Source organism: Sorangium sp. So ce145 (genome assembly GCF_051525985.1).
Lineage (GTDB): Bacteria > Myxococcota_A > Polyangia > Polyangiales > Polyangiaceae > Sorangium > Sorangium cellulosum_B.
In genome coordinates this window covers 3,163,096-3,185,838 of sequence record NZ_CP150315.1, presented here as the reverse complement: position 1 = coordinate 3,185,838, position 22,743 = coordinate 3,163,096, and the positions used below count along the sequence as shown (strand labels likewise).

General features: G+C 72.0%; 24 protein-coding genes. 15 read left to right on the top strand and 9 right to left on the bottom strand.

The features are described 5' to 3' along the window. Window positions 1-34 precede the first annotated feature (34 nt). The 5 genes from WMF34_RS12295 (at window position 35) to WMF34_RS12275 (ending at window position 5,487) form a co-directional block, all read left to right on the top strand. Window positions 35-604 (top strand): RNA polymerase sigma factor, encoded by a 570-nt coding sequence (locus WMF34_RS12295; protein WP_437993408.1) that lies wholly within the window; start codon window positions 35-37, stop codon window positions 602-604. Then, the gene (locus WMF34_RS12290) at window positions 601-1,338 is read left to right on the top strand and encodes a hypothetical protein (RefSeq protein ID WP_437993407.1); all 738 of its coding nucleotides are present in this window, start codon (window positions 601-603) and stop codon (window positions 1,336-1,338) included. The genes WMF34_RS12295 and WMF34_RS12290 overlap by 4 nt, the downstream gene beginning before the upstream one ends. 537 nt (window positions 1,339-1,875) lie before the next feature. Next, on the top strand, window positions 1,876-3,870 hold the full coding sequence (locus WMF34_RS12285; protein ID WP_437993406.1) for a hypothetical protein: 1,995 nt from the start codon (window positions 1,876-1,878) through the stop codon (window positions 3,868-3,870). A gap of 233 nt (window positions 3,871-4,103) precedes the next feature. Next, window positions 4,104-4,670 (top strand): NADPH-dependent FMN reductase, encoded by a 567-nt coding sequence (ssuE, locus tag WMF34_RS12280; protein ID WP_012234994.1) that lies wholly within the window; start codon window positions 4,104-4,106, stop codon window positions 4,668-4,670. 397 nt (window positions 4,671-5,067) lie between these two features. After that, window positions 5,068-5,487, top strand: a complete 420-nt coding sequence (locus WMF34_RS12275; RefSeq protein WP_437993405.1) for a hypothetical protein — start codon at window positions 5,068-5,070, stop codon at window positions 5,485-5,487. A 49-nt stretch (window positions 5,488-5,536) separates the two neighbouring features. Here the strand turns inward: WMF34_RS12275 and WMF34_RS12270 are convergent, their stop codons facing one another. Beyond that, window positions 5,537-6,040 (bottom strand): hypothetical protein, encoded by a 504-nt coding sequence (locus WMF34_RS12270; protein ID WP_012234992.1) that lies wholly within the window; start codon window positions 6,038-6,040, stop codon window positions 5,537-5,539. A gap of 260 nt (window positions 6,041-6,300) precedes the next feature. Here WMF34_RS12270 and trxA point away from each other — a divergent pair, with 260 nt between their 5' ends. Beyond that, the gene (trxA, locus tag WMF34_RS12265) at window positions 6,301-6,702 is read left to right on the top strand and encodes a thioredoxin (protein ID WP_012234991.1); all 402 of its coding nucleotides are present in this window, start codon (window positions 6,301-6,303) and stop codon (window positions 6,700-6,702) included. Between the two features lie 98 nt (window positions 6,703-6,800). Here trxA and WMF34_RS12260 read toward each other — a convergent pair whose 3' ends face one another. From WMF34_RS12260 to WMF34_RS12240, 5 genes are all read right to left on the bottom strand, one after another. Continuing rightward, window positions 6,801-7,217 carry a GFA family protein gene (locus tag WMF34_RS12260; protein WP_044968333.1) on the bottom strand — a complete coding sequence of 139 codons (417 nt, stop codon included), beginning with the start codon at window positions 7,215-7,217 and terminating at the stop codon, window positions 6,801-6,803. 96 nt (window positions 7,218-7,313) lie between these two features. Next, window positions 7,314-7,706 carry a DUF2809 domain-containing protein gene (locus tag WMF34_RS12255; protein ID WP_012234989.1) on the bottom strand — a complete coding sequence of 131 codons (393 nt, stop codon included), beginning with the start codon at window positions 7,704-7,706 and terminating at the stop codon, window positions 7,314-7,316. A 178-nt stretch (window positions 7,707-7,884) separates the two neighbouring features. Then, window positions 7,885-8,430: a hypothetical protein gene (locus tag WMF34_RS12250; protein WP_012234988.1), complete on the bottom strand. Its 546-nt coding sequence runs from the start codon at window positions 8,428-8,430 to the stop codon at window positions 7,885-7,887. Further along, window positions 8,420-8,926, bottom strand: coding sequence for an RNA polymerase sigma factor (locus WMF34_RS12245; RefSeq protein ID WP_437993404.1), 507 nt, complete (start codon window positions 8,924-8,926; stop codon window positions 8,420-8,422). Before WMF34_RS12245 ends, WMF34_RS12250 begins: the two co-directional genes overlap by 11 nt. 49 nt (window positions 8,927-8,975) lie before the next feature. Next, entirely contained in the window at window positions 8,976-9,107 is a 132-nt protein-coding gene (locus tag WMF34_RS12240; RefSeq protein ID WP_269454239.1) for a hypothetical protein, read from the bottom strand. A gap of 231 nt (window positions 9,108-9,338) precedes the next feature. Between WMF34_RS12240 and WMF34_RS12235 the strand changes: the two genes are divergently transcribed. Continuing rightward, window positions 9,339-10,841: a L,D-transpeptidase gene (locus WMF34_RS12235; protein WP_437993403.1), complete on the top strand. Its 1,503-nt coding sequence runs from the start codon at window positions 9,339-9,341 to the stop codon at window positions 10,839-10,841. A gap of 43 nt (window positions 10,842-10,884) precedes the next feature. On the opposite strand, the gene WMF34_RS12230 is transcribed toward WMF34_RS12235, so the two are convergent. Further along, window positions 10,885-11,760 (bottom strand): STAS domain-containing protein, encoded by an 876-nt coding sequence (locus WMF34_RS12230; RefSeq protein WP_437993402.1) that lies wholly within the window; start codon window positions 11,758-11,760, stop codon window positions 10,885-10,887. Between the two features lie 148 nt (window positions 11,761-11,908). Between WMF34_RS12230 and WMF34_RS12225 the strand changes: the two genes are divergently transcribed. The 5 genes from WMF34_RS12225 (at window position 11,909) to WMF34_RS12205 (ending at window position 17,760) form a co-directional block, all read left to right on the top strand. Further along, window positions 11,909-12,598, top strand: coding sequence for an NUDIX hydrolase (locus tag WMF34_RS12225; RefSeq protein ID WP_437993401.1), 690 nt, complete (start codon window positions 11,909-11,911; stop codon window positions 12,596-12,598). 275 nt (window positions 12,599-12,873) lie between these two features. After that, window positions 12,874-13,734: a protein phosphatase 2C domain-containing protein gene (locus WMF34_RS12220; RefSeq protein WP_437993400.1), complete on the top strand. Its 861-nt coding sequence runs from the start codon at window positions 12,874-12,876 to the stop codon at window positions 13,732-13,734. Window positions 13,735-13,877: 143 nt separating this feature from the next. Next, window positions 13,878-15,818, top strand: a complete 1,941-nt coding sequence (locus WMF34_RS12215) for a hypothetical protein (protein WP_437993399.1) — start codon at window positions 13,878-13,880, stop codon at window positions 15,816-15,818. Between the two features lie 56 nt (window positions 15,819-15,874). Next, entirely contained in the window at window positions 15,875-16,921 is a 1,047-nt protein-coding gene (locus WMF34_RS12210) for a nicotinamidase (RefSeq protein WP_437993398.1), read from the top strand. A gap of 14 nt (window positions 16,922-16,935) precedes the next feature. Continuing rightward, window positions 16,936-17,760, top strand: coding sequence for a hypothetical protein (locus WMF34_RS12205; protein ID WP_437993397.1), 825 nt, complete (start codon window positions 16,936-16,938; stop codon window positions 17,758-17,760). Window positions 17,761-17,846: 86 nt separating this feature from the next. Here WMF34_RS12205 and WMF34_RS12200 read toward each other — a convergent pair whose 3' ends face one another. Beyond that, window positions 17,847-18,815 carry a hypothetical protein gene (locus WMF34_RS12200; protein ID WP_437993396.1) on the bottom strand — a complete coding sequence of 323 codons (969 nt, stop codon included), beginning with the start codon at window positions 18,813-18,815 and terminating at the stop codon, window positions 17,847-17,849. A gap of 97 nt (window positions 18,816-18,912) precedes the next feature. Here WMF34_RS12200 and WMF34_RS12195 point away from each other — a divergent pair, with 97 nt between their 5' ends. Then, on the top strand, window positions 18,913-19,458 hold the full coding sequence (locus WMF34_RS12195) for an NUDIX hydrolase (protein ID WP_437717309.1): 546 nt from the start codon (window positions 18,913-18,915) through the stop codon (window positions 19,456-19,458). Window positions 19,459-19,536: 78 nt separating this feature from the next. Then, a complete protein-coding gene (locus tag WMF34_RS12190; RefSeq protein ID WP_012234977.1) occupies window positions 19,537-20,490 on the top strand; it encodes a Uma2 family endonuclease in 954 nt (317 codons plus the stop codon). 77 nt (window positions 20,491-20,567) lie between these two features. Here the strand turns inward: WMF34_RS12190 and arfB are convergent, their stop codons facing one another. Beyond that, window positions 20,568-20,999, bottom strand: a complete 432-nt coding sequence (gene arfB / locus WMF34_RS12185) for an alternative ribosome rescue aminoacyl-tRNA hydrolase ArfB (protein ID WP_012234976.1) — start codon at window positions 20,997-20,999, stop codon at window positions 20,568-20,570. Window positions 21,000-21,133: 134 nt separating this feature from the next. On the opposite strand from arfB, the gene WMF34_RS12180 reads away from it, so the two are divergent. Then, on the top strand, window positions 21,134-22,675 hold the full coding sequence (locus tag WMF34_RS12180; RefSeq protein WP_437993395.1) for an SLC13 family permease: 1,542 nt from the start codon (window positions 21,134-21,136) through the stop codon (window positions 22,673-22,675). The last annotated feature ends 68 nt before the right edge of the window (window positions 22,676-22,743 follow it).

The following is a 22,743-nucleotide window of genomic DNA, read 5'->3' as shown; positions in this document are numbered from 1 at the left end:
GAAGGATCCCCGGGCTGCCGGCATTCAGTTTTCCGTGGAGCAGTGCTTACGAGCCGACGTCCTGCGCGACGCCAAGCAGCCGCCACGGAGCCTCGTCGCCCTGCACGCCGAGCACGGCAGCTTCGTCTGGGCGACCCTCCAGCGGTTCGGCATCCAGCACCCTGACCTGGAGGATGCCTTCCAGGATGTCTTCGTCGTCGTCCAGCAGCGGCTCCCGTCCTTCGACTGGGCTTGCCCGATCACGACCTGGCTCTTCGCCATCTGCCGCCGCGTCGCCTCGTCTCACCGCCGCCGCGCCCACACGCGCCGCGAGCGGCTCGGCGAGGTGATGGACGACGTGCCGGACTCCGCGCGCGGCCCGGAAGAGATCACCTCCAGCCGCGAGGCGCGGCTGCAGCTCGAGGGCATCCTCGAGGCCATGGATCTCGATCGCCGGGCCGTGTTCGTCATGTTCGAGATCGAAGAGATGCCGTGCGACGAGATCGCGCGCCTCGTCGGCGTCCCCGTGGGGACCGTCTACTCGCGGCTCCACGCGGCGCGGAAGGAGTTCGCGACGCTCCTGAAAAAGTCCGAGGCCGAGCGCGCGCGCAGGGGGGCCAGATGAGCGATCCGAAGCGCTGGAACCAGGAAGGAGGAGGCGCCCCGCCCGGCGCACGCGAGCTGCTCCGCGCCGCCGCGCCGATCCGCCCGATGACCTCCGCCGAGCTCGCGCGCACCGCGGCCCGGGTGGCCCCGCTCGAGACGGCCGCGGGCGCGGCCGCCGGCGCGACGATGCCGGCGTGGATCAAGGGGATCTTCCTCGCGGCGGGCATCGGGGCGGGCGGGGCGGGGCTCCACGCCGCCCTGGGCGAGGCCCCGAGCGCCACCGCGCCGCCTCCGGTGCTCACCGATCTGCCGCTGGAGCGGCTGCTCTCCCGCGCGGAAGGCCGCGCGGCGGCCGGGTCGCCGTCGGCCCAGGCCCCGTCGGCCGAGGCGCCGCGCCCGACTCCCTCCGCCCTCCGCCGCGAGGCGCCGCCGAGCCCCCGACCGGCCGCGCCAGCGCTGGAGGCGACCGCCGCGGCGGACGGCGACGACCTGGTCCGGGAGTCCAACCTCGTCGACGCGTCGAGAGCGGCGCTCGCGCAGGATCCGGGGGCCGCCCTCGCCGCGCTGGAGAGGCACCAGGCCGAGTTCCCGAAGGGGCGGCTCGCGGAAGAGCGGGAGTTCATCGCGATCCGCGCGCTGGTGCGCCTCGGGCGCGCCGACGAGGCGCGGGCGCGCGCGGCGGCGTTCTTCGCGCGGTATCCATCGAGCTCCTTCGCCGAGCCGCTGCGCCGGATCGTCGGCGCGGCTCGGTGATTGCCTCCACGACAACGGCTCCACCAGCGAACAGCAAACTCCACACCACGCTCGAGCCCACGAGCGGGATATCCTCGCCTGCGCCGGCGGCGACGACATCGACGCTCGTCCGGACGACATGAAACGGACACGAAAACGACGCTCGCACGGACCGCGAAAAATTAACGCGAGTACAAACACGAGCATTCATATCGCTTGCCCTGTACGTAAACAGTATTAACATACGGTCCGCGTTCACGGGCGGCCGCGCCGAGAGGCGGCGGCGCCGGGGCGTTTCATCGCAGAACGGTGGATTCAGCGGCTCGATGAGGCCAGGCTGCCGTGGCAGCGCTGGCCTCGGCGAGGCACGTCGCCCATGCGGCGCGCGCCGGGCGTCGTCTCTTTGCGGACCGACGCGGGCGCTCGCCGGCGGTCGTCCTCCTCGGGCCGCCCCGTCCATCCGCGAGGGCGCGCTCGCGCTCTCGCGCGGCTCCGCCGTTCTTCGGGGTCATTTCAGGAGGTTTCATGTCGTCGAAGCTGTCGAGTTCGAGCAGTCCGGTGCGCTCTCATTCCGATCCTGCCTCCCCCGGCGCGTGGCGGGGGGCGCGGCGCGCCGCGCTGGCCGCGCTCGCGATCCTGCCGGTTTCTTGCGCGGATCTCGGGCCCACGGACGGCGCTCCGGCCGATCTCGCCGAGGGTGAGATCGCGGAGGCCGGCCAGGCGCTCTCGCTTCCTTTCCCCATCAACGAGCGGAGGTCGCTCGTCGTCACGAACACCGATATCCTCGGCGCCTTCAAGCTGAAGGACGTGCTCCAGCAGCTCATCGATCAGGCGGGCGTCGGCCTGACGCCCCTCCAGCTCTTCCGGCAGTTCATGGACACGAACCGGAAGGCCGCGGACGGGATCGGCCTCGGCCCGCACTGCGATGACGTGGTGATCCCCGGCTCGGCCGGGTCCATCAACGGGTGGCCGATCGACTGCCCCCGCGTCGTGGGCGAGGAGGCCGACAGGGATCCTTTCGCCGACGAGGAAGCCCCGAACGCCTACGTCGCCACGACCCTGGCGAACCGCTTCGACCTCGCCCCGCCGGACGGCGCCAACTGCGGTGAGTACCGCGTCGTCTTCGCCAGGCGCTCGGGCATCCCGGAGAGCGCGTTCCAGATGCGCAACTTCATCATCTTCGAGGGCCGGCTCCCCAACCCGTCGCCGAGCCTCGGACGGGAAGGGTGCCGCCCGGTCGTCGACTTCTGGTACCACCTGTCGGATCCGGCGAAGAGCCTCGAGACGCGGCGGGACGAGCTGCTCGCCTTCTATTTCGACGGCCTGCCCGGGGGGTTCGAGCCCGTCCTCCACATCGATCACTACGGCCAGAACGCGGGGCCGTACGGCGGCCAGATCCGGACCAACGAGTTCCTCTTCGCCCCCGAGGTCGACGGCGATCCGCCCGAGCCCTTCACCACGTGGAACCTCCGGGAGTTCAGGCTCCTTCACAGCGGCTCAGGGAGCAGCGCCACGCTGGTCGTGACCCCGTCGTTCGTGAAGGACAACCCGGCCGCGCCGCTCTTCGATCCTGCCTCGACCGACGCGCGCGCCGTCGCCTTCAGGAGCACGTCGTTCCCGGACCTCGTGGAGCGGCTCGCCGCGGCCGACGACATCAACCGCTTCGCCCTGGAGCCGAGCTATCCGGCGACGATGAACGCCGGAGAGAGCCAGATGATCGGCCTCCAGAACAACTACTTCGCGACGTTCGGCGCCGGGCCCTCGGCCCTCAGGACAAGCATCCAGAGCAAGCTCACCGCGATGGGCAGCGCGCTCACCCCGGATCAGGTCGTGGGGCGCGCGTTCTCGCTGTCGTGCAGCGGGTGCCATGAGCCGATCGGCGACGCCACGGGCTCCCCTACCGTCGAGCTCGATCTCGGCACGACCGCGACGCTGGCGAAGCTGAGGCCGTTCACGCAGACCTCCGAGCAGCTGGAGGCCGATCCGGACGAGCCGGGCGGGCAGCGCTTCAAGATCTCGGAGGCCCTCACGGGCGTGTTCATCCCGTTCCGGAAGAACGTGATGGCGGAGTTCCTCCTCAACGACCCGATCCTCGGGTTCGAGAAGCCGGGCGCGTGGACGTCGGCGCAGGCCCAGCTGTCGGTCCACACGGGCCGGGTGGTGGAGGGCATCTCGTCGCTCCAGGTGAAGACGCCCTCCCCGTTCAACGAGATCGTCAGCCCGAGCTTCAGCTCGGCGAACCTCGCGCCGGTGGGCGACAAGATCACGCTCGATCTCTTCGTGTCTCCCGTCCAGCCGAGCCCGAGCTGGGGCGGGAACATCGAAGTGCTGATCTCGATCCCGTCGGCCGGCATCCACAACCAGTGGGCCGGCAACGTCCCGCTCACCCCGCTCCCCCGGGGCCAGTTCGTGAGGATCCAGTTTGCCCAGCTGCCGACGGCCACCAAGAACGCGCTGAACGCAGGGGCCAGCGACGTGAAGCTGCAGTTCAACCTCAACGTGACCGCCAACTCCGGTCCATACTACCTCGACAACGTGCGGTTCGAGAACTGACCGCGAGCGAGCGCTCGTGAGCGCGCGAGCGAGCGTTCGCTCATGACCAGGGCGCCGGCCCCCTACCGGCGCCCTCTTGTTCTCTTGTTCTCTTGCGCTCGGATACCGATCCTCCAGCACGCGCCCACACACGGCCCCTCCCCCGGGGCCGACCCCCGGCAGCGCGATCCGTTGCGACGGACAATTCGTCCGTTATAGTAGACATCACTCTCGGGCCTTGGTATGCTGCGCTCATGTCAGGCATTGCCATCATCACCGGAAGTGTCTCTGCGCGCTCGAAGACCTCGGCGCTCGCGGCCCGCATCGCGGCGCGGCTCGTGCGCGAGGGGTTTCGCGTCACCACCATCCACGTCCGCGAGCTCCCGGCCGAGGATCTCCTGTTCGGGCGCGTCGACTCCCCCGCCCTGGCGGACGCGGCGCGGGTCGTCGCGGAGGCGGATGGGGTCGTCATCGCGACGCCCATTTACAAGGCCTCGTACACGGGGGCGCTCAAGGCGTTCCTCGACCTCTTGCCGCAGTTCGGGCTCGCGGGGAAGGCAGCTCTCCCCCTCGCGACGGGCGGGACGCTCGCGCACGTGCTGGCCATCGATTACGCGCTCCGTCCGGTGCTCCAGTCGCTCGGGGCGCGGCACGTCGTCGCGGGGCTGTTCCTCCTCGACAAGGCGCTGCGGCTCGGGGAGGACGGGCTGCTCGACGTCGATGACGACCTCGGGAGCAAGCTGGAGGAGATCGTGAAGCCCTTCATCGACAGCGTGATCCGGCAAGGCCTCCCGCTGCCGGCGCGCGAGGTCGCTGCCTGAGACTGAGCGGCGCGGCGATCGCGGTCCCCGCCCTGAGCGACGCCGCCGCGCCCCTCCGCCCCGCCAAGAGAGCCCGCGCCTCGCGCCAGACCAACCAAGGTACGATATAGAGCGACAAGCCCCCCTACGCCCCGGTGCGAGCAAGCCTCGAGCGGCACGGGCCGATTGCGTGTCCTGCACAACAGATGCACCGATTGCGTGTCCTGCACAACAGATGCGCACGTAATGCGTGCTCAATACTCGCCGAGCACGTCGGGTCGCTCTTTTCATGTTGGCGCGCAACGTGCGAGCCTGGGGATCGTGCAGGGCCGGACGGCAAGGCGAGGAGGGTGTTTGTATGAGCTCAATCCATCCCGGTGCGGCAACGAACGCAGTCGCAGCGTCCCTGGCGCGCCCCGTGGCGAGCGCCGGTGCGACCGTTGATCCCGGCGCAGGGGCGCCGGAGCTCTCCGGAGGGGAGCTCGAGCCGCCACCCAGCGTGACGCGCGCGCTGGCCGCCACGGCGGAGTCGGAGGGCGCCGAGCGCGCCGCGTCCTGGGAGCTCTGTACCGTGATGCTCGCGATCGCCACCGGCTGGCTCGCGTGGACGCTGCCGGAGCCGAGCGCCCGCGACGTGCTGCTCGTCGCGCTCTGCCTGGCGCTCGTCGCGATCGAGCGCCGCAGGGCCGGCGCGCACTTCAGAAAGGCGATCGCCGCGGCAGCGGGCGCGCGCGGCGCGACGGCGGGCGAGGCGTCGCGCGCGGCCTGGCGGCTGGACGCGGCCTTCTGCGCGGCCCGCACCACGGGGCGCGGCGCGATGGGCGAAAGACGCCGCTGAGCGAGCTCGCCCGCAGGAGAGGCCTTGCGCGGCCGGGATCACCGGCACATCACGAGCACGTCTCCCCTTTCGCTGACCCGCGCGCTCCTCCGGGCTCGGCGTCGAACGGCGAACCGGCCTGTCCGCACCGCGGGCGCCATCCTCCGCCCACGTCGCGCTCGCGGAACTCGGGGCGCAGCTCGCTGCGCGCGTCGGCCGCGAGCAGCTCGCACGGATCGAAGTAGTGCGACGTCCGCGCCTGCGCGGCGATGGACGGCAGCTCGCCAGAGAACTCCGGCACCCCGGGGCAGCGATGGTGCCAGAGGGCATAACGCTCCGGGACGTCGCCGAAGCAGAGCACTTCCTTTACGCCGCCGTTGCAGTTCGTGCTCACGACGAGCACCGGCGCCGGCAGCGGCGCGAAGCGGTGCACCCGGAGGACCACGTCGTGGTGGAACTCGCCCTGCTTCCAGTGGGCAAGGAGATCGAACTCGCCATGTCGATCCCGGATTTCCTGCAGCAACGATCCGAGATCCATCGCATCGGCGAGGGCTTGAACAGACGCGTTCATCATGGCGAGCTCTCCTTCGACGGTAAGCCTTGCCGATGGTGTAGCACGGCGCCCGCGCGGAGCCGGGACGCGGGGCTCTCCCTCGGTGGCGGAGCACGCTGGAGCGGTCCGCCCGCGCCGCCGACATCGGAAAAGAGCGCGTCGAGCAGCTCCTCGTCGAGGCGATCGAGCCCATCATCGTCTGCAACGCGCCCTGAGCGCCGCCGGCGGCGCCTGGCCGCTCGCTCGGCGACACGGGCGGGTCTCGGGGGTATGCTCCGCGGATGAGTACCATCGAGCTCAGCGCGGAGAATTTCGAGAAGACGGTCGAGTCGAACGGCATCGTGCTCGTCGACTGGTGGGCGCCCTGGTGCGGCCCGTGCCGGGTCTTCGGGCCCGTCTTCGAGAAGGCCTCCGAGAAGCACGCGGACATCGTGTTCGGGAAGATCAACACGGACGAGCAGAAGGATCTGGCGCAGGCCTTCAACATCCGGTCGATCCCGACGCTCTTCATCTTCCGCGAGAAGGTCCTCCTGTTCGCGGAGGCGGGCTCGCTGCCCGCGTCGGCGCTCGACCAGGTGATCGAGAAGGTGCGCTCGCTCGACATGGACGAGGTGCGCGCGAAGATCGCGGAGGAGGAAGCGAAGGAGGCCGCCGGCGGAGACAGCGCCGGCGAAGGCCCCTGAGGAGAGCGCGGCCCTCCGGCGGGGCGCGCTGCCGACGCGGGTGAGCTGCGGCTCGGCTGCTCATGACCGCCGACAGCCGTCCGCTCGGCGACGTCGGGTCAGCTCTGGCTGCCGGCCTTGTCCCCACGGTAGTCGGTGGCCCCCTGGATGGCGGGCAGCCAGGGCACGCGGTGCGCGGTCCAGAGCTGGAAGCTGGGCGGCGGCACGTCGCCGGGTCGGTCCATCGTGCCGAGGAAGATGTCGAGTTCCCGCGCCCCGTCACGGCGCCAGAACAGCGACGATCCGCAGGTCGCGCAGAACTGGCGGACGGCGGAGCTCGATGAGCGGTAGGTCGCGGGCGCGCCGGAGAGCAGCTCGAACTGCTCGTCGGAAAAGGACGCGAACGCCGGCATCGGCGCGCCGGTCTGGCGCCGGCACTGGCTGCAATAGCAGACATTGACGCTCACCGGCGCGCCGCGCGCTCGGTAGCGGATCGCGCCGCACAAACAGCCGCCGGTGTGGTGAGCCTCGGACATGGCCATCGCCTCCTGGTTCCTGGATCTCGCGATCGCCAGCCTGGCCCCTCGCGGCGTTTGCCGCAACCGGCGCGCGCGCTCGGCGCGGCGCGGGCCTCATGCGGAGGCCCTGAACGGCCGGCAGAGCCCATAACCCAGGACGCAGCCGAGGCCATACAGCGCGAAGTCGCCGGGATCGAAGCCGCCGTTCGCGCCGAGCAGGAGCCGCCCCGGGGTGGTGCTGCGCGCGGCCCACAGCCAGGGGGCCTGGCTCAGCTGGAGCAGCTCGATCCCACACGTCGCGGCGAAGACCGCGAGCGCCAGCCGGTGCGTGCGCGCGGCGATCCACACGATCTGCGCCCCGGCGATCCACACGACCTCATAGAGCACCGCGCCGGCGCCGTTGCGCAGCCACGCTGGGCCGCCGTGGAACCGCGTGATCAAGCCGACCGGGATGACCGCGACGATCAGGAGGGCCAGCGCGAGGCGCTTGCGAGCGGCTTCCGCCATGCGGAGAGCCTACAGCGGTTTCCGCCCCCCTCTGCACCATCCAGAGCCGCAGCAGAGCGGCGGTCACCCGCACAGGAGACGGGCCCAGATCGGCGTTTTCGGCGCGGAAGCGCACTCCAGTGCGCTGAGCACCGAAAACGTCGAGGTGGGCCCGTATCCGAAGCGGGTGACCGTCGCTCTAGCGTGCAGGGCGGAGGGCGAGCGGCGCGGTGCCGGTGAGCAGCCCCGCCGCGAGGGCGACCACGCCGCCGAAGCCGACGCAGGCGCAGCCGAGCGCGCCCGTCAGGGCGGCGACGCCGCACGCCGAGGCCCAGGACGCCCCGAGCCGCTCCGACCGGCGCAGCACCCGCGAGAGCAGCACGCCGGCGGCGACCCCGCCCGCCAGGCAGGCAGGGACGCAGATGGACACGCACCCTTCCGGGGTGCACAGGTGACCGTAGATGCGCGCCGCGTGCGCCGCCGCGAAGGGCACGAGGCCCGCGGCGACGCCCGGGAGCACGCCTCGCGCGAGCTGCTGCCCGCGCCACGAGAGCAGCGCCGCCGCGACGTAGAGCGCCGCGCCGAGGATCGCGGTGGTGACCGGACGATCGCTCATCAGCGCCGCCACGAGCGCCACGGCGATCGTCGGCGCCGCTGCCCAGGCGGCCCGCCTCGCCCTCCCCCGCTCGTACGCGCGATAGGCCCTCTCCTTCAGGCTCAGGCCCGCAAGCGCCTCACGTTCCATAGATCCTCCTCCACGCCTCCCGCAGGCGCGCAAACGCGCGCTCGCGGCGCTTGCGCAGCGCCGCGCTCGACACCGACGGATCGCGATCGACCTCCAGCAGGGTCGCCCTCAGCGTCTCGCGATCCGCCTCGGCCAGCGTGCCGAGCACCTCGCGCGCCGCGTCGTCCAGATCCCGGGCGATCGCCGTCTCCTCCGGCGTGGGCACGTCGGCCGCGATCGACGGGACATGCTCGTCCGGCGCCTCCCTCGACCGGGACCGCCGCCGCCGCGTCGTGCGGCACTCCCACGTCGCGATGGCGAGCGCCCAGGTCAGCGCATCCCCGTCGGGATCGAACGAGCTGGCGCGGTCGAACACCTTGAGCAGCGCCTGCTGGGCCGCGTCCTCCGCGTCCGCGCCGCCCCCGAGCATGCGACGGCAGAACGCGCCGATCGCCGGCCAGAGGGCGGCATAGACAGGCTCGAACGCCGCGCGATCGCCGTCGGCGAGGCGTCTCATCGACGCGTTGAGCAGCGATCGCGCGCGCGGTTCCAAGGGCGCTGGGTGCTCAGCCGCAGGGGCAGTCGGGGCACGGGCAATCCGCGCACGGACAGCCGCCCGTGAGCTGCGTTCCAGCATAGGCCACCGCCGGGATTCCGAGGACGGCCGCGATCAGGGTCACCTTGAGCCAACGACGCATGGGATCTCTCCTTGTCTTCTCTGGCCGGCTGTCCTCGCCGGCCTTCCTCGGCTCTAGGCGCGAGCGGGGTGAGCGTGACACCCGCGGCGATCGAAATCCTGGCGGCCAGGCGCCGTCGCCGCAGATCGCGGCACGAGCGACGACCTCCGCTCCGCTCGCGGCGCGAGCGCCTTCGTCCAGACTGGCACGTCGTTCCGCCGGCCGGGCTCGACGTGCTAGGGTCTCGTGCCTATGCCTGGCCGCTCGTGGTCCGTTGCCCTCGGCGCCCTGTGGCTCGGGTGCACGCCGTCGCGGCAAGACGCCGGCTCGCGCGCCGACGCGGCCGGGAGCGCGGGCGTGGCGGTCGCGGAGCCCTCGCCCTCCAGCGCGCCCTCCGCGCGCTCGAGCGCGCCGGAGCCGCCGCCGGAGGCGCTGGCCGCCTCGGCCCCGGCCGCGCCGGCCCCGGAGGTGGAGGCGGCGCGGGCGCGATCCGCGCGCGTGTACTCGAAGGGCCGCGAGGTGTGGATCCGGTCCGCACCGCGGCCCAAGGCCCAGTGGATCGGCATGCTCTCGATCGGCGGCTCGGTCCGCCTGAAGAGCGTCGAGCCCATCCGCGGCGCCGGCGGCTGCCCGGCGTTCTACGCGGTGGAGCCGCGCGGTTACGTGTGCGTCGACGGCGAGCGCGCCACCCTGGACACCGCCGATCCCGTGCGCCAGGCGCTGATCCCCCATGCCCCGCGCGCCGATCTGCCGCTCCCGTACCGCTACGGCGAGTCGCTCGGGCTCAAGCGCCTCCTCCGCGTGGACGGCATCGACGCGCCGGCGTGGCCCGAGGGGCTCCACGATCTGCGGCACATGCAGGTCCGCCCGCGCTCGTCGGTCGCCTGGACCGAGGAGGTCGAGGCCGGCGGGGCGACCTGGCTCTGGGCGTCGGATCTGACGTTCATACCGAAGGACAAGGTCAAGCCGTACGAGCCCGCCACCTTCGAGGGGGTGTACCTCGGCGCCGAGGCGCGCCTGCCGATGGCCTTCTTTCGCCGCAAGGCGCGCCCGAAGTACCGCCTCACGGAGGGAGGCCCGCCCGCGAAGACGGACGCCGTGTGGGAGCGCCTCGCCCGGGTCGGGCTGACGGGCCGATCGAAGCGGGTCGGCAAGCTGACGTATCTCGAGACCCGGGACGACGGGCACTGGGTGCTCGAGCGAGACGCGGTGGTCGTCCAGCCGCGGCGGGCGCGGAACCCGTGGGGCCACCCGATCCAGCTCGGTGGGGAGCCGCCCTCGGCGCCGGCGGACGGGCGCAGGAACACGTGGATCGAGATCGCCGCCCTCGACGGCTGGCTCATCGCCTACGAGGACGACCGCCCCGTGTTCGCGACGCTGATCTCGGCCGGGCGCAACGGGGCCGAGGAGCCGGAGAAGGCCGAGCCGTTCGTGCCGCCTTCCACGACCCCGCTCGGCCAGTACAGCATCGGCCGCAAATGGGTGACGAAGACGCTCATCACGCCCCACGTCGACGCGGACGACTGGATCGAGGCGGAGGTGCCGTGGAGCCAGCACTTCTTCAGCAAGTACCTCCTTCACGCGGCCTACTGGCACGACCGCTGGGGCGAGGGGCAGAGCGGCGGATGCGTGAACCTCTCGCCGGCCGACGCGAAATGGCTCTTCCACTGGACCGAGCCCGCCGTGCCCGATGAGTGGTACGCGGTCCAGGCCACGCGCGACGACCCGTCCACGCGCATCGTGATCCACCGCTGAGCCGCCGCCGCGCGGCGCGTGCGCGCGCGCCTGCCGGAAGCCGCTATTTCGCCGGCGCGCTGGCCGCCTCGGCGCGCTCGCCCCCCTCGCCCGCCGCGGCCATGCGCCGCATGCAGAGCTTGAGGCCGGCGCGGAGGTTGCCGACGGTCGTGACGCCGGAGAGGTCGAGTCCGAGAGCGATCATCGTCTGCGCCACGTTCGCCCGGATCCCCGTGATGATCCCCTCCGCGCCGAGGAGCCGGATGGCCTTGATCATCTCGATGAGGTAGCCGGCCGTCCGCGTGTCGACCGCGTCGACGCCGGTGAGATCGAGGATCGCGTACCGCGCGTCCTTGTTCACGATCGCCGAGAGCAGGTTGTCCATCGCCTCGGAGATCCTCAGGCTGTCCACCACGCCCACCATGGGGAGGGTCAGCACCTTGTCCCAGACCTCGATGATGGGCGTCGACAGATCGCGGATGACCTCCTGCTGGGTCTCGATGAGCTCGACCTTCGCCCGGAGCTCCTGCTCGCGCCGCTTCGCCGCGGAGCCGTCCAGGCTGACGGTGATCATGCCGTCGGGCTCCCCGTTCCCGTCGCGCACGGGGATATGCCATGTCTCCCAGGCGGCGCCGTACGTCTCATAGACGTTGTACGCGCCTTTCCCCGCGAGCGCCTGCCGGTTCGTCTCCAGCCCCGCCGGGTCGCTCGCGAAGATATCGAACACGCTCGCTCCGAGGAACTGCCCCGGCTTCAAGCCGGCGGCCTCGAGCCCCCTGCCGTCCTGGAACGTGAAGACCCCCTCGCGGTCGTACATGGCCACGGTGATCGGCAGGGTGTCGAGGATCGCGCGGAGGAGCAGCTGCGCCTCACGGAGCTTCGCCTCGAGCTCCTCCCTCGTCTCCGCCCCCGCCGTGCTCGACCCCGCGTCCCCCGTCATGGGCGCGTTCTACCGCGCACGCGCCCCGGCCGTCGAGGGGTTGTCGACGTTCGATGACGTTTCGCTCGGCCCGCCGAGCTCCGCGGCGCTGGTTGACATGGTGTCCGATCAACACCAAGATTCATGTGCAAATTACACGGAGGGTTGAATGTTCGTCTCTTACGAGCACCCGCGGCCTGCGCTGACGGTGGATTGTGTCGTGTTCGGCCTCGATGAGGAGGACCTCGAGGTCCTCCTCATCCGGCGGGAGCTCGATCCGTTCCGCGGCAGGTGGGCGCTCCCGGGCGGGTTCGTGCGCGTCGACGAGGCGCTCGACGACGCCGCGCGGCGGGAGCTCGCGGAGGAGACGGGGCTCTCGGGGGTGTTCCTGGAGCAGCTCTACACGTTCGGCGCGCTCGGGCGGGACCCGCGCGAGCGCGTGGTCTCGGTGGCGTACTACGCGCTCGTGAAGCTCGGGGATCACCGGGTCAAGGCCGCGACCGACGCGCGCGAGGCGGCGTGGTTCGCGGTCGACGACACCCCGGCGCTCGCCTTCGATCACGACGAGATCCTCCCGGTCGCGCTGGAGCGGCTCAAGGGCAAGGTCCGATACCGGCCGATCGGGTTCGAGCTCCTGCCGCCGAAGTTCACGCTGTCGCAGCTCCAGCGCCTCTACGAGGCGATCCTCGAGCGCCCGCTCGACAAGCGCAATTTCCGGAAGAAGGCGCTCGGCACCGGGCTGCTCGTCGAGCTCGACGAGGTGGAGCAGGACGTCGCGCACCGCGCGGCGCGGCTCTACCGGTTCGACCGCCGGAAGTACGAGCGGCTCGAGAAGGACGGCTTCAGCTTCGAGATCTGAAGCGGGATGCCCGCTCGCGTGTCAGCGACGCGCTCGCACGCCTCCAGGAAGCGTGGCCGGAACGCCGGCGCCCGGGTTGACAACGTGTACTAAGAACACTAAGCTTGGTGTGTAAGATACACGAACGATCGGGTGCTCGCCGGGCGCGGGCGCTGACGGTCGGCGTTGACCGCCGAGCGGACGGTGGAGCTCCGGCGCCGGGAGGACCGCGCCCCGGCCTCCGTCTGCCCGGGTCCGGCCGCAGCGCGCCCTCGCCGGGCGCAGAAGGGAACTCCATGCTTCGCGACGTCGCTTTCTTGGCTGACATGGGAGGGGGCTCGGCCTTCGAGGTCGCCGGAGGGACGGTGACCGGGACCGATCACCTCGTCGCGGGGCGGCCCAACCAGGACGCCTATGCCTTCCGTGCCGAGGGCGGCTCTCTCGTCGCGGTGGTCTGCGACGGCTGCGGCAGCGGCGCGCGCAGCGAGGTGGGCGCGGCGCTCGGGGCGCGGATCGTGGCCGAGCAGGTGCTCGGCGCGCTCCGGCGCGGCGGAGACCTCGATTCGCCCGCGACGTGGGAAGAGGTGCGGCGCGCGGCGCTCGCGCCGCTCCGCGACGTGGCCGCCGGCATGGGCGGCAGCTTCACCGAGGTCCTGTCGACCTTCTTCCTCTTCACCGTGGTCGGACTCGCGATCTCCGGCGACAGGGCGTGCGCGTTCTCCCTCGGCGACGGCCTCATCGCGCTCGGCGACGAGCTCCTGCGGCTCGGCCCCTTCCCGAGGGACGAGCCCCCGTACCTCGCGTATGGCCTGCTCGATCGGCCGCCCGGCGGCGAGGCGCCGCGCTTCACCGTGCACCGCGCCTTCCCGTCGAGCACGCTCCGGACTGCCCTGCTCGGGACCGACGGCGCGATCGATCTGCTGGAGTCGTCGTCACGGCAGATCCCGGGGGGCGGCGAGGTCGGCCCGCTGTCGAGGTTCTGGGAAGACGACCGGTATTTCCGGAACCCCGACGCGGTGAGGAGGCGGCTCGCGCTCATCAACCGATCGGTGGCGCGGCCCGTGTGGAAGGAAGAGCGGATGGAGCGCGAAGGCGGGCTGCTCCGCGACGACACGACGGTGGTCGTCGTGCGGAGGGCGCAGGGCGCCCGCGACTGAGGCGCGGCCCTGCGCGGAGGCGCAGGAGTCGCGGAGGGAAACGACAGGGCGTCTGCGCTCGATTGCGCTCGATTGCGCTCGATTGCGCTCGGTTGCGCTCGATTGCGTTCGATTGCGTTTGATTGCGTCCGGAGGAGGCGACTGTGGACGTTTATCTCGGTTCAAAGCGGGTTCGGCTCGACCCTCGGGCCTCGATCGGCAAAGGCGGGGAGGCGGACGTGTTCGACCTCGGAGACGGCCGCGCGCTCAAGGTCTGGAAGACGCCCGCTCACCCGGATTATGCCGGGCAGGACGCCGAGCAGCGCGCCGCCGAGGCGCGCATCGAGCGCCACCAGGACAAGCTGCGCGCGTTCCCGCCGGCGCTGCCCGATCAGGTGATCGCGCCCCTCGAGCTCGCGACCGACAGGGCCAGGAAGCGCGTCGTGGGCTACGCCATGCGCCTCGTGCGCGGCGCGGAGCCGCTCCTGCGCTACGGCGAGCCGTCGATGCGCCACGGCGGGCTCTCGTCGGCCGCGGTCTCCGAGGTGCTCGCGCGGCTCCACCGGGCGGTCGCGGCGATCCACGACCGGGGCGTCGTGATCGGCGACTTCAACGATCTCAACGTGCTCGTCGCCGGCGGCGAGGTGTTCGTCATCGACGCCGACAGCTTCCAGTTCGGCCCGTACCTCTGCCAGGTGTTCACCGAGCGCTTCGTGGATCCGCTGCTCTGCGACCCTTCGCTCCCCCGGCCGCTCCTGTCGAGGCCGTATTCGCAGGACTCCGACTGGTACGCGTTCGCCGTGATGGTCATGCAGAGCCTGCTCTGCGTGGGGCCTTATGGCGGCGTCTTCCGGCCGCGGTCCGCGTCGGCGCGGGTGCCCGAGAGCGCGAGGCCGCTCCGCCGCATCACCGTGTTCGACCGCGAGGTGCGGTATCCGAAGCCGGCCATCCCGTACCGCGTCCTGCCGGACGACCTCCTGGACGCGCTCTATCGCGTCTTCGTCGAGGACCGGCGCGGCGTGTTCCCGCGCCGGCTGCTCGACGCGCTCGCGTGGACGAGGTGCCCTTCGTGCGGCGTCGAGCACGCGCGCCCCGCCTGCCCGGCCTGCGCGGGCGCCGCGCCGGCCGTCGTGAAGGAGTCGACGGTCGTGCACGGCGAGGTGCTGGCGACGCGGATCCTGAGCACGCGCGGGGTGATCCTGGCCGCGGCCCTCGGCCCGGGCGGGCTCTGCTATCTCGTGGACGAGGGCGGCCGCTTCCTGCGGGAGGACCGGTCCGTCGTGATGTCTGGCGCGCCACACCCGGCGACGCGCTTCGCGGTGCACGGGAGCGCCACGTTGATCGGCCGGGGCGGCGATCTCGTGGTGCTCTCGCCGGGGGCCGCGCCCGAGCGGATCCAGGTCGACTGCGTCGGGACGAGGCCCATCTTCGACGTCAACGCGCGCGCCCGCTACTGGACGCGCGGCGGGCAGCTCCTGCGCAGCGGGAGGCCGGGCGCCGCCGCGCTCTCGGGCGAGGCGGACGCCGTGCCGATGGGCGAGGTGCTCGCCGGGCAAACGCTGTTCTGGGTGGGCCAGAGCTTCGGGCTCGGCTTCTACCGCGCCGGGAACGTCTCGATAGCGTTCGTCTTCGACGCCGATCGGCCCGGCCTCAAGGACACGGTCAAGCTGCCTTTCCCGGGCGGCAAGCTCACGGCGGCGACCTGCGTCTTCGACGCCGGCCCGAGCTCGTCGTCGAACGACGGCCGCGGGCGCCCCCGCGCCGGGCGCGCATGGCTGTTCCTCGCCGCCGAGCAAGCCGGCCGGACCGTGCACCGGTGCGTCGTCGTGCGCGAGGACGGCGCGGTCGAGGCGGTCGCCGACGGCGAGGGGGAAGGCGGCTCGTGGCTCGGCGCGCTGACCGGCAAGTGCGCGGCTTCCGGGTTCCTGCTCTCGGCGACCGACAGCGGCGTCGTCCGCGTCGAGGTCCGCGGGGGCGCGCTCGTCGAGACACGGCAGTTCCCCGGCACCGAGCCGTTCGTCACCCAGGCTTCCCGGCTGCTCGTCGGCCCAGAGGGCCTGTTCGTCGTCGACGCACAGGCGATCACATTGCTTCGCATCTCGTGAATCCACGCTGAGCTGACGGCCCGCGCTCGCGGGCCGATCGAGAGGAGAGAGAGACCATGAAATCGACAGAGCTCCCCCTGCCCGCCTTCTATGACGCCAAGAACGCCGAGCGGTGGGGCTTTCACCCCAATGAAGAGGCGCTGCACGGCGCCGCCGCCGCGTGGCGCAAGGCGCACGGCGTGAAGCCGTCGGCCGCGGACGCGCAGAACGTCCACCTCCTGCTCATCGACGTGCAGAAGGATTTCTGCTTCCCGCAGGGCTCGCTCTACGTCGCCGGCAGGAGCGGCACGGGCGCGGTCGACGACAGCCGCCGCATCGCCGAGTTCATCTACAGGAACCTCGCGTCGATCACGAACATCACGGTCACGATGGACACCCACTTCGCTTACCAGATCTTCTTCCCGGCCTTCTGGGTGGATCGCGAGGACCGCCCGCTGACCGCGCACCGCGAGATCACGACGGCGCAGATCGACGCGGGGGAGGTGCGGCCGAACCCCGCGGTGGCGAAGTGGCTCTGCGGCGGGAGCTACCCGTGGCTCATGAAGCAGGTCCGGTATTACTGCGAGGAGCTCGAGAAGGCCGGGAAATACAAGCTCTACCTGTGGCCGCCGCACTGCATCCTCGGGAGCGACGGCCACGCGCTCGCGGGCGTCGTGCACGAGGCGCGGATGTTCCACGCGTTCGCGCGCGGGGTGCAGTCGTGGGTCGAGGTCAAGGGCGGCAACCCGCTCACCGAGAACTACTCGGTGATGCAGCCCGAGGTGCTGACGCGCCACGACGGCCAGCCGCTCGCGCAGCGGAGCACGGGCTTCCTGAGGACGCTGCTCCACGCCGACGCGGTGATCATCGCCGGCCAGGCCGCGAGCCACTGCGTCCGCAGCTCGATCGAGGACATCTTGACGGAGATCGCGCTCACCGACCGCGCGCTGGCCAAGAAGATCTACGTGATGACCGACTGCATGTCGCCGGTCACCGTGCCCGACGGCAAGGGGGGCTTCGCCGTCGATTTCACCGCCGAGGCGGACAAGGCGCTCGCCCGCTTCGCCGCCGCCGGCATGAACCTCGTGAAGAGCACCGACCCGATTCCGTGCCTGGGCGCATGACCGTGGAGGATCCGATGAGCAAGAACAAGGAGAACGACAGCGGAGCGAGCCGCGGTGGCTCGCTCGACATCGAGCAGCTCTTCGAGGCGGCGCGGGACGACGGCGCGCTCTCGCCCGAGGCGATGCAGGCGCTGCACATCACCGATCTGGGCGCGCAGATCCAGGCCGGCTTCGGCGTGCAGGTGGACGACGTCGCGTCGTCGGAGGTCGTGCTGGTCACGGTGATGCCCGACGACTCGGGATCCATCAAATTCGCTGGCAACGCCCCGTCGGTGAGGGACGGGCACAACCTCGTGGTGGGCGCCCTCTCCGACTCCAGGCAGCGCGACTCGATCCTCGCGCACAACCGTTACCTGAACGGGGCGGTGCTGTATCCGTACTGCCCGATCGCCCAGGCCTTGAAGATGGACACGAAGAACTACGATCCCATGCTCGGCACGCCCCTCTACGATCAGACGGTGGTCTTGCTGGGAACGGTGATCGCGAAGGCGCAGGAGTTCGCGCTGAGCGGCGTCCCGGCGCGCACCGTCACGCTGATCATCTCGGACGGCGCCGACGCGGGCTCGACGTGGGCCAAGGCCAGGGACGTGTGCGCCCTCGTCCGTGACATGCGGCGGGCCGAGGCCCACATCGTGGCGGCGATCGGCATCGACGACGGGAACACCGATTTCCGCGCCGTCTTCCGCGACATGGGGATCGAGGACCGCTGGATCCTGACGCCGAAGAGCGACGCGGCGGAGATCCGCAAGGCGTTCGCGCTGTTCTCCCAGTCGGCGGTGCGCGCCAGCCAGGGCGGCGCGTCGTTCTCGAAGACGGTCGCGGGCGGCTTCGGCGGGTGAAGCGCGCGCCCCCGGCTCGCCGCCCGCCCCCCCCGCGCGGCGGCGAGCCCTCCTCGCCTCTCGGCTGCTTCGGCGGAGGCCCCGGATCAGGCCGCGGCCTCCCAGGGGACGACGCCGTAGCGGCGGCGCAGCTCGTCGAGATCCACCGCCATGTCGGACCAGAAGTCCCAGTCGTCCATCAGGTCGATGCTCATCTTCGTTCCGCGAACGAACGATCGCACGAGCTCGTCGGCGAGCCCGCGCGTCGCGAGCATCCCCTGCTGCGAGGGCGCCAGCACGGTGAGCTGGACGCCCTGCTGGAGCTGCACCAGCAGGAACACGAGGATGCCGAACGGGTTCTCGCGGCGATACCCGGCCTGAAAGGCGATCGTCATCGCCTCTCCGCGCAGGTCCGTGCCGTAACCAGCGAGGATGTGGCTCAGGTCGTGCGTGAGCACGCCCTCGGGCACGCCGCGCTTCTCGCCGGGGAACGAGAAGCCGTTCTCTCGATAGAACGTGAAGAGCGCCTTGCCGAGGGTGCCCTCTCTGTACGCCTCGAGCGAGCGGTAGCGCGCGGCGACTGGCTCGTTCTCCAGGATGCCCGCGAAGCTCGCGACGTTCCTGGCGAGCCCATAAAGGCCGCCCTCATCGAGCATGCGCCGCACGTTCTTGCCGAGCAGCGAGCTCCGGCTGATGTCGATGCGCAGGAGGAGCAGCCGCCGCTCGTAGAGGTGGTGGAGCTGGCGGACCGCGTGCGGCCGCGCCCCGAGCGCCGCGGCGAAGCGCTCGACCTCGAGCAGCTCGCGCTCGTCGACGCGCTCGCCGCACAGGGTCATCGCGCAGAGACCGTTGATGAGCTGCTCGCGCAGCGCGGGATCCTCGACGGCGCGCGCGAGCTCCTCGGGCGCTATCGGGGCGAGCGCGTCGATGTCGAGGTCGGTGTGAAGGAGGTGCCGCTGCACCGCGGCGATCGCGTCGCGCCGCGACCCGTCGAGGGGGCCGGCCGAGGTAAGGACGACCTTGATGGCACGCAGACCCGCGTGCGCCTGTTCTTGGCTCGGGATGAGGTAGGTCATGCCAGGGAGGATGATGCCGAGCGCGCGTCCCGTCCTTGACCGGCGGCGCCAATGTCTTGACCGAGCGCGCCGCCTGGGCGAACGATGTGGGTTGGTCATGACGGTCGTGCGGTGGAAGGCATTGGAGCGGCGCGTGGTCCAGCACTCGCCGTGGCGGAGGATCGAGGACGTCACCTTCGAGCTCCCGGACGGGCAGGTCCGCACGTTCTCGCTCAAGAAAGAGGGGCGAGTCGTCTGCGTCCTCGCCATCTCCCGCGAGAAGAGGGTAATCCTGGCGCGCCAGTACAGGCCGGGGCCCGATCGGATCCTCGACGAGCTCCCGGGGGGCGGCGTCGAGCCTGGCGAGGCCCCGGAGGCGGCGGCGGCGCGCGAGCTCCTCGAGGAGACGGGGTATGTCGCCGGGCGGCTCGTGCCGCTCGGTCGCCCGCTGGAGTGCGCTTACTCGACCATCGAGCGACACGCGTTCCTGGCCGTGGACTGCGCGCGCGACAGGGCGCAAGCGCTGGATGAGACGGAGTTCATCGACGTGGTCGAGAAGCCGATCGAGGACTTCGTGGAGCAGCTCAGGGAGGGCGCTTGCACCGACCCGGAGGTCGGGTGGATGGGGCTTTACGAGCTGGGCTGTCTGAGAGCGAGCGCCTGAGCCTCGCCGCGCGGCGGGAGCGCGCGGACGCCGGCGCCGCGATCCCCGCCGGTCGCTGGCTGCGCTAGGATGGAGCTCATGCGCAGGCACGACCACGTCCTCCTCGCTCCCGGCGCCGGCGCCTCCGGTCGCACGGTCCACGCGCCTCCGGCCGGCAGGGGGCGCCCGCACGTGCCGCACGTGGACGACCGGCTGGCGCCGCCCGAGACGCGGGTGGAGTACCTCCACGGCGTCGAGGTCTACGCCGCCCCGGCCGATCCGCCGCACGCGACGCAGCATTTCGATCTGACCTACGTCCTCGGCGCCCACGTCGCCGAAGGCTACCGGGGCGCCGTGGACATGCTGACCCGGACCGACCTCGGCAGCGATTATGCGGCCGACGCCAGCGTCTTCGCGCAGAAGCCCGACCGCGCGGGCCGGCGGCGGCTGGAGGAGCTGGCGTTCGAGGTCAGCGACAAGCAGGCCCTCGCCGTTCCGACCACGAAGGCGCGCCTGCTGATCGCCCGCGGCGTGCGGCGGGTGTTCTGCATCCTGGTGAAGCAGCGCCGGGTGATGGAGTGGTCGCGCGAGACCGACGGCTGGCGCCCGCTGCCGAAGGATGCGGTCATCGAGGATCCCTGCCTCGTGCGCCCGCTGCCCATCCAGGCGCTCCTCGAGGCCACGTCCTCGGACGACGCCGTGGCGCGCGCGCTGCTCGACAAGCGCGTGCCCGCGCTCGAGGCAGCGCTCGCGGAGGGTGAGGCGCGCGGCGAGGCGCGCGGTGAAGCACGCGGCGAGGCGCGCGGTGAGGCGCGCGGTGAAGCGCGCGGCGAGGCGCGCGGTGAAGCGCGCGGCGAGGCGCGCGGCGAGATCAGGATGGCGCAGGAGGCCATCCTCACGGTGCTGGAGTCGCGCGGGGTCGCCACGCCGGCCGAGGTGGCCCGCGCGATCGCCGGCTGCGAGGATCTGGGCAAGCTACGGCGATGGATCAAGCGCGCGGCGACCGCGACGACCGCGGCCGAGGTCGTCGCCGGCTCCCGGCGCAAGCGCTGAGCGAAGGCCGCCACGGCGCGGGCGCGCGCTGGACGCGCTCCCCCGGCGCCCGCGCGCCCGCGCGCCCGCGCGCCCCGTTACTCGTGATCGCCCCCGCCGCGGCGCACGTGCTTCTTCTCGCCCGTGCGCCGCTTCTCGTCGAGCCGCCGCGCCTTCGACGCACGCGTCGGCCGCGTCGGCCTTCGCTGCACCGGCACCTCGAGCGCGCGCAGGATGAGCGCGCGCAGCTTCTCGCGCGCGTCGTCCAGGTTGCGCAGCTGGTCGCGCGTCAGCTGGCTCACGATGAACAGCCGCCCCTCGGCGTCGAGCCGACCGCGCGCCAGCACGCGCAGCCTCGCCTTGGCGTCGTCGGCGAGCTCCGGCCACGCGCCGAAGTCGAAGCGCAGCTCCACCTTGGAGGCGACCTTGTTGACGTTCTGACCGCCGGGCCCCGACGCGCGAACGGCGCTCCAGCTGAGGAGCGCGGCCGGGGCGGTCAGCGCATCGTTGACGACGAGGGGATCGGACACGGCGGCTCTCCTGCCCTGCGGGCGCCGCGAGCGCCGTGCGGAGCGGCTGACGCCTAGCACGCGCGCGCCGCGCCCGCCGCGCTGCGCGCAGGGCGCGGCCTGCCGGCGAGGAGCGCGTGTGCGATAGAGTCGCCATGCAGGGCCCCCCTGATCACGCCGCCGCGCCGCCGGGCGCCCCTCACCGAGGCCACCCGCCGCCTGCGCGGCTCAGCCTGCTTCGCTGCCTCGGCGTCGCCTCTGGTCCGGCCGCCGCCCTCGCGATCGCGCTCGTCCCGAGCGGGCTCCACGCCGTCCCTGGTTATGGCCACCGCCCTGCGTACGCGGCCGCGGTCGCGGCGTGGATGGCGCTGTGGTGGCTCTTCGAGGTGCTCCCCGTCGCGCTCACCGCCTGCTTGCCGCTCGTTCTCTTCCCGTTGCTCGGCGTCTTCGGCCGCGGGCTCGCGGGCGACGCGGCCCGCGCCGCCGCGCCGTTCGTCGACGCCTACATCTTCCTCTTCCTCGGCGGCATGGCGATCGGGGCCGCCATGGAGCAGTGGAGCCTTCACCGCCGGGTGGCGCTCCACATCATGCGGGCCGTCGGCACGGACCCGAAGCGCCTCCTGCTCGGCATGCTGGTCGCGACGAGCTCCATCTCGCTCTGGATCTCCAACACCGCGACCGCCGTGATGATGGTCCCCATCGGGCTCGCCCTGCTCGCGCAGCTGGAGTCGGCCGCCGGAGGGCGCAGGCTCACGCACTACGGGACGGCCATCATGCTGGCGGTGGCCTACGCCTCCAACGTCGGCGGGGTCGGCACGAAGATCGGCACCGGGACGAACTCCATCTTCTGCGGCTTCCTCGCCGACAAGCTCGGCCACGATCTCGGTTTTCTGCGGTACATGGCGATCGCCCTGCCGTTCGTGGTCCTCTTCGTCCCGCTGCTCTGGCTCGCCCTGTGGCGCGTCGGCAAGCGGGACGGGCTCGGCCCCGGCCGTGCGCGCGACGCGCTCGACCGCGAGCTCGCGGCCATGGGCCCGATGAGCCGCGGCGAGAAGACGGTCGCCGCCATCTTCGCGGCGGCGAGCGCGCTCTGGATCCTCGGCGATCCGCTGCGCGCCGCGCTCGCGCCTCCCCTCCAGGACGCGCTCAGGGGCATGGGCGCCGCGGCCGGCTTCAAGGTGCAGGGCAAGCACTACGAGGCGACCGTGGCCGTCCTTGCGGCGCTCGGCCTGCTCGCCCTGCGCGCCCTCTCGCTCGCCTCCGTCCGCCGGATGCCCTGGGGCACGCTCGCCTTGCTCGGCGGCAGCTTCGCGATGGCGGCCGGCATCGAGGGCGGCGGGCTCTCGGCGTGGATGGCCGCGAAGCTCGCGGTCGTCGCCGAGGCGCCGCTGCTCGCGCAGCTCGGGCTCGCCAGCGCCGGCACGATCGCCCTGTCGGCGCTGGCCTCCAACACCGCCACCGTGAACGTGGCGCTCAACGTGCTTCCGCAGGACCTCGGCGTGCTGTTCGCGGCCACGATCGCCGCGTCCTGCGACTTCATGCTGCCGGCGGGCACGCCGCCCAACGCCATCGTGTTCGGCAGCGGGTACGTGCGGCTCCCGGTGATGATCCGGACAGGCTTCCTGCTCAACGTGGCTGCCGCCGCGCTCATCACGGTCTACGTGTACGGCTACGCGCGGCACCTCATCGGCGGCTGAGCGCAGGGGCGCAGCGGACTCCCGCGCCCCGTCGCCGGCCAGGGCGCCCGCGCCTCGCTCCGGGCCCG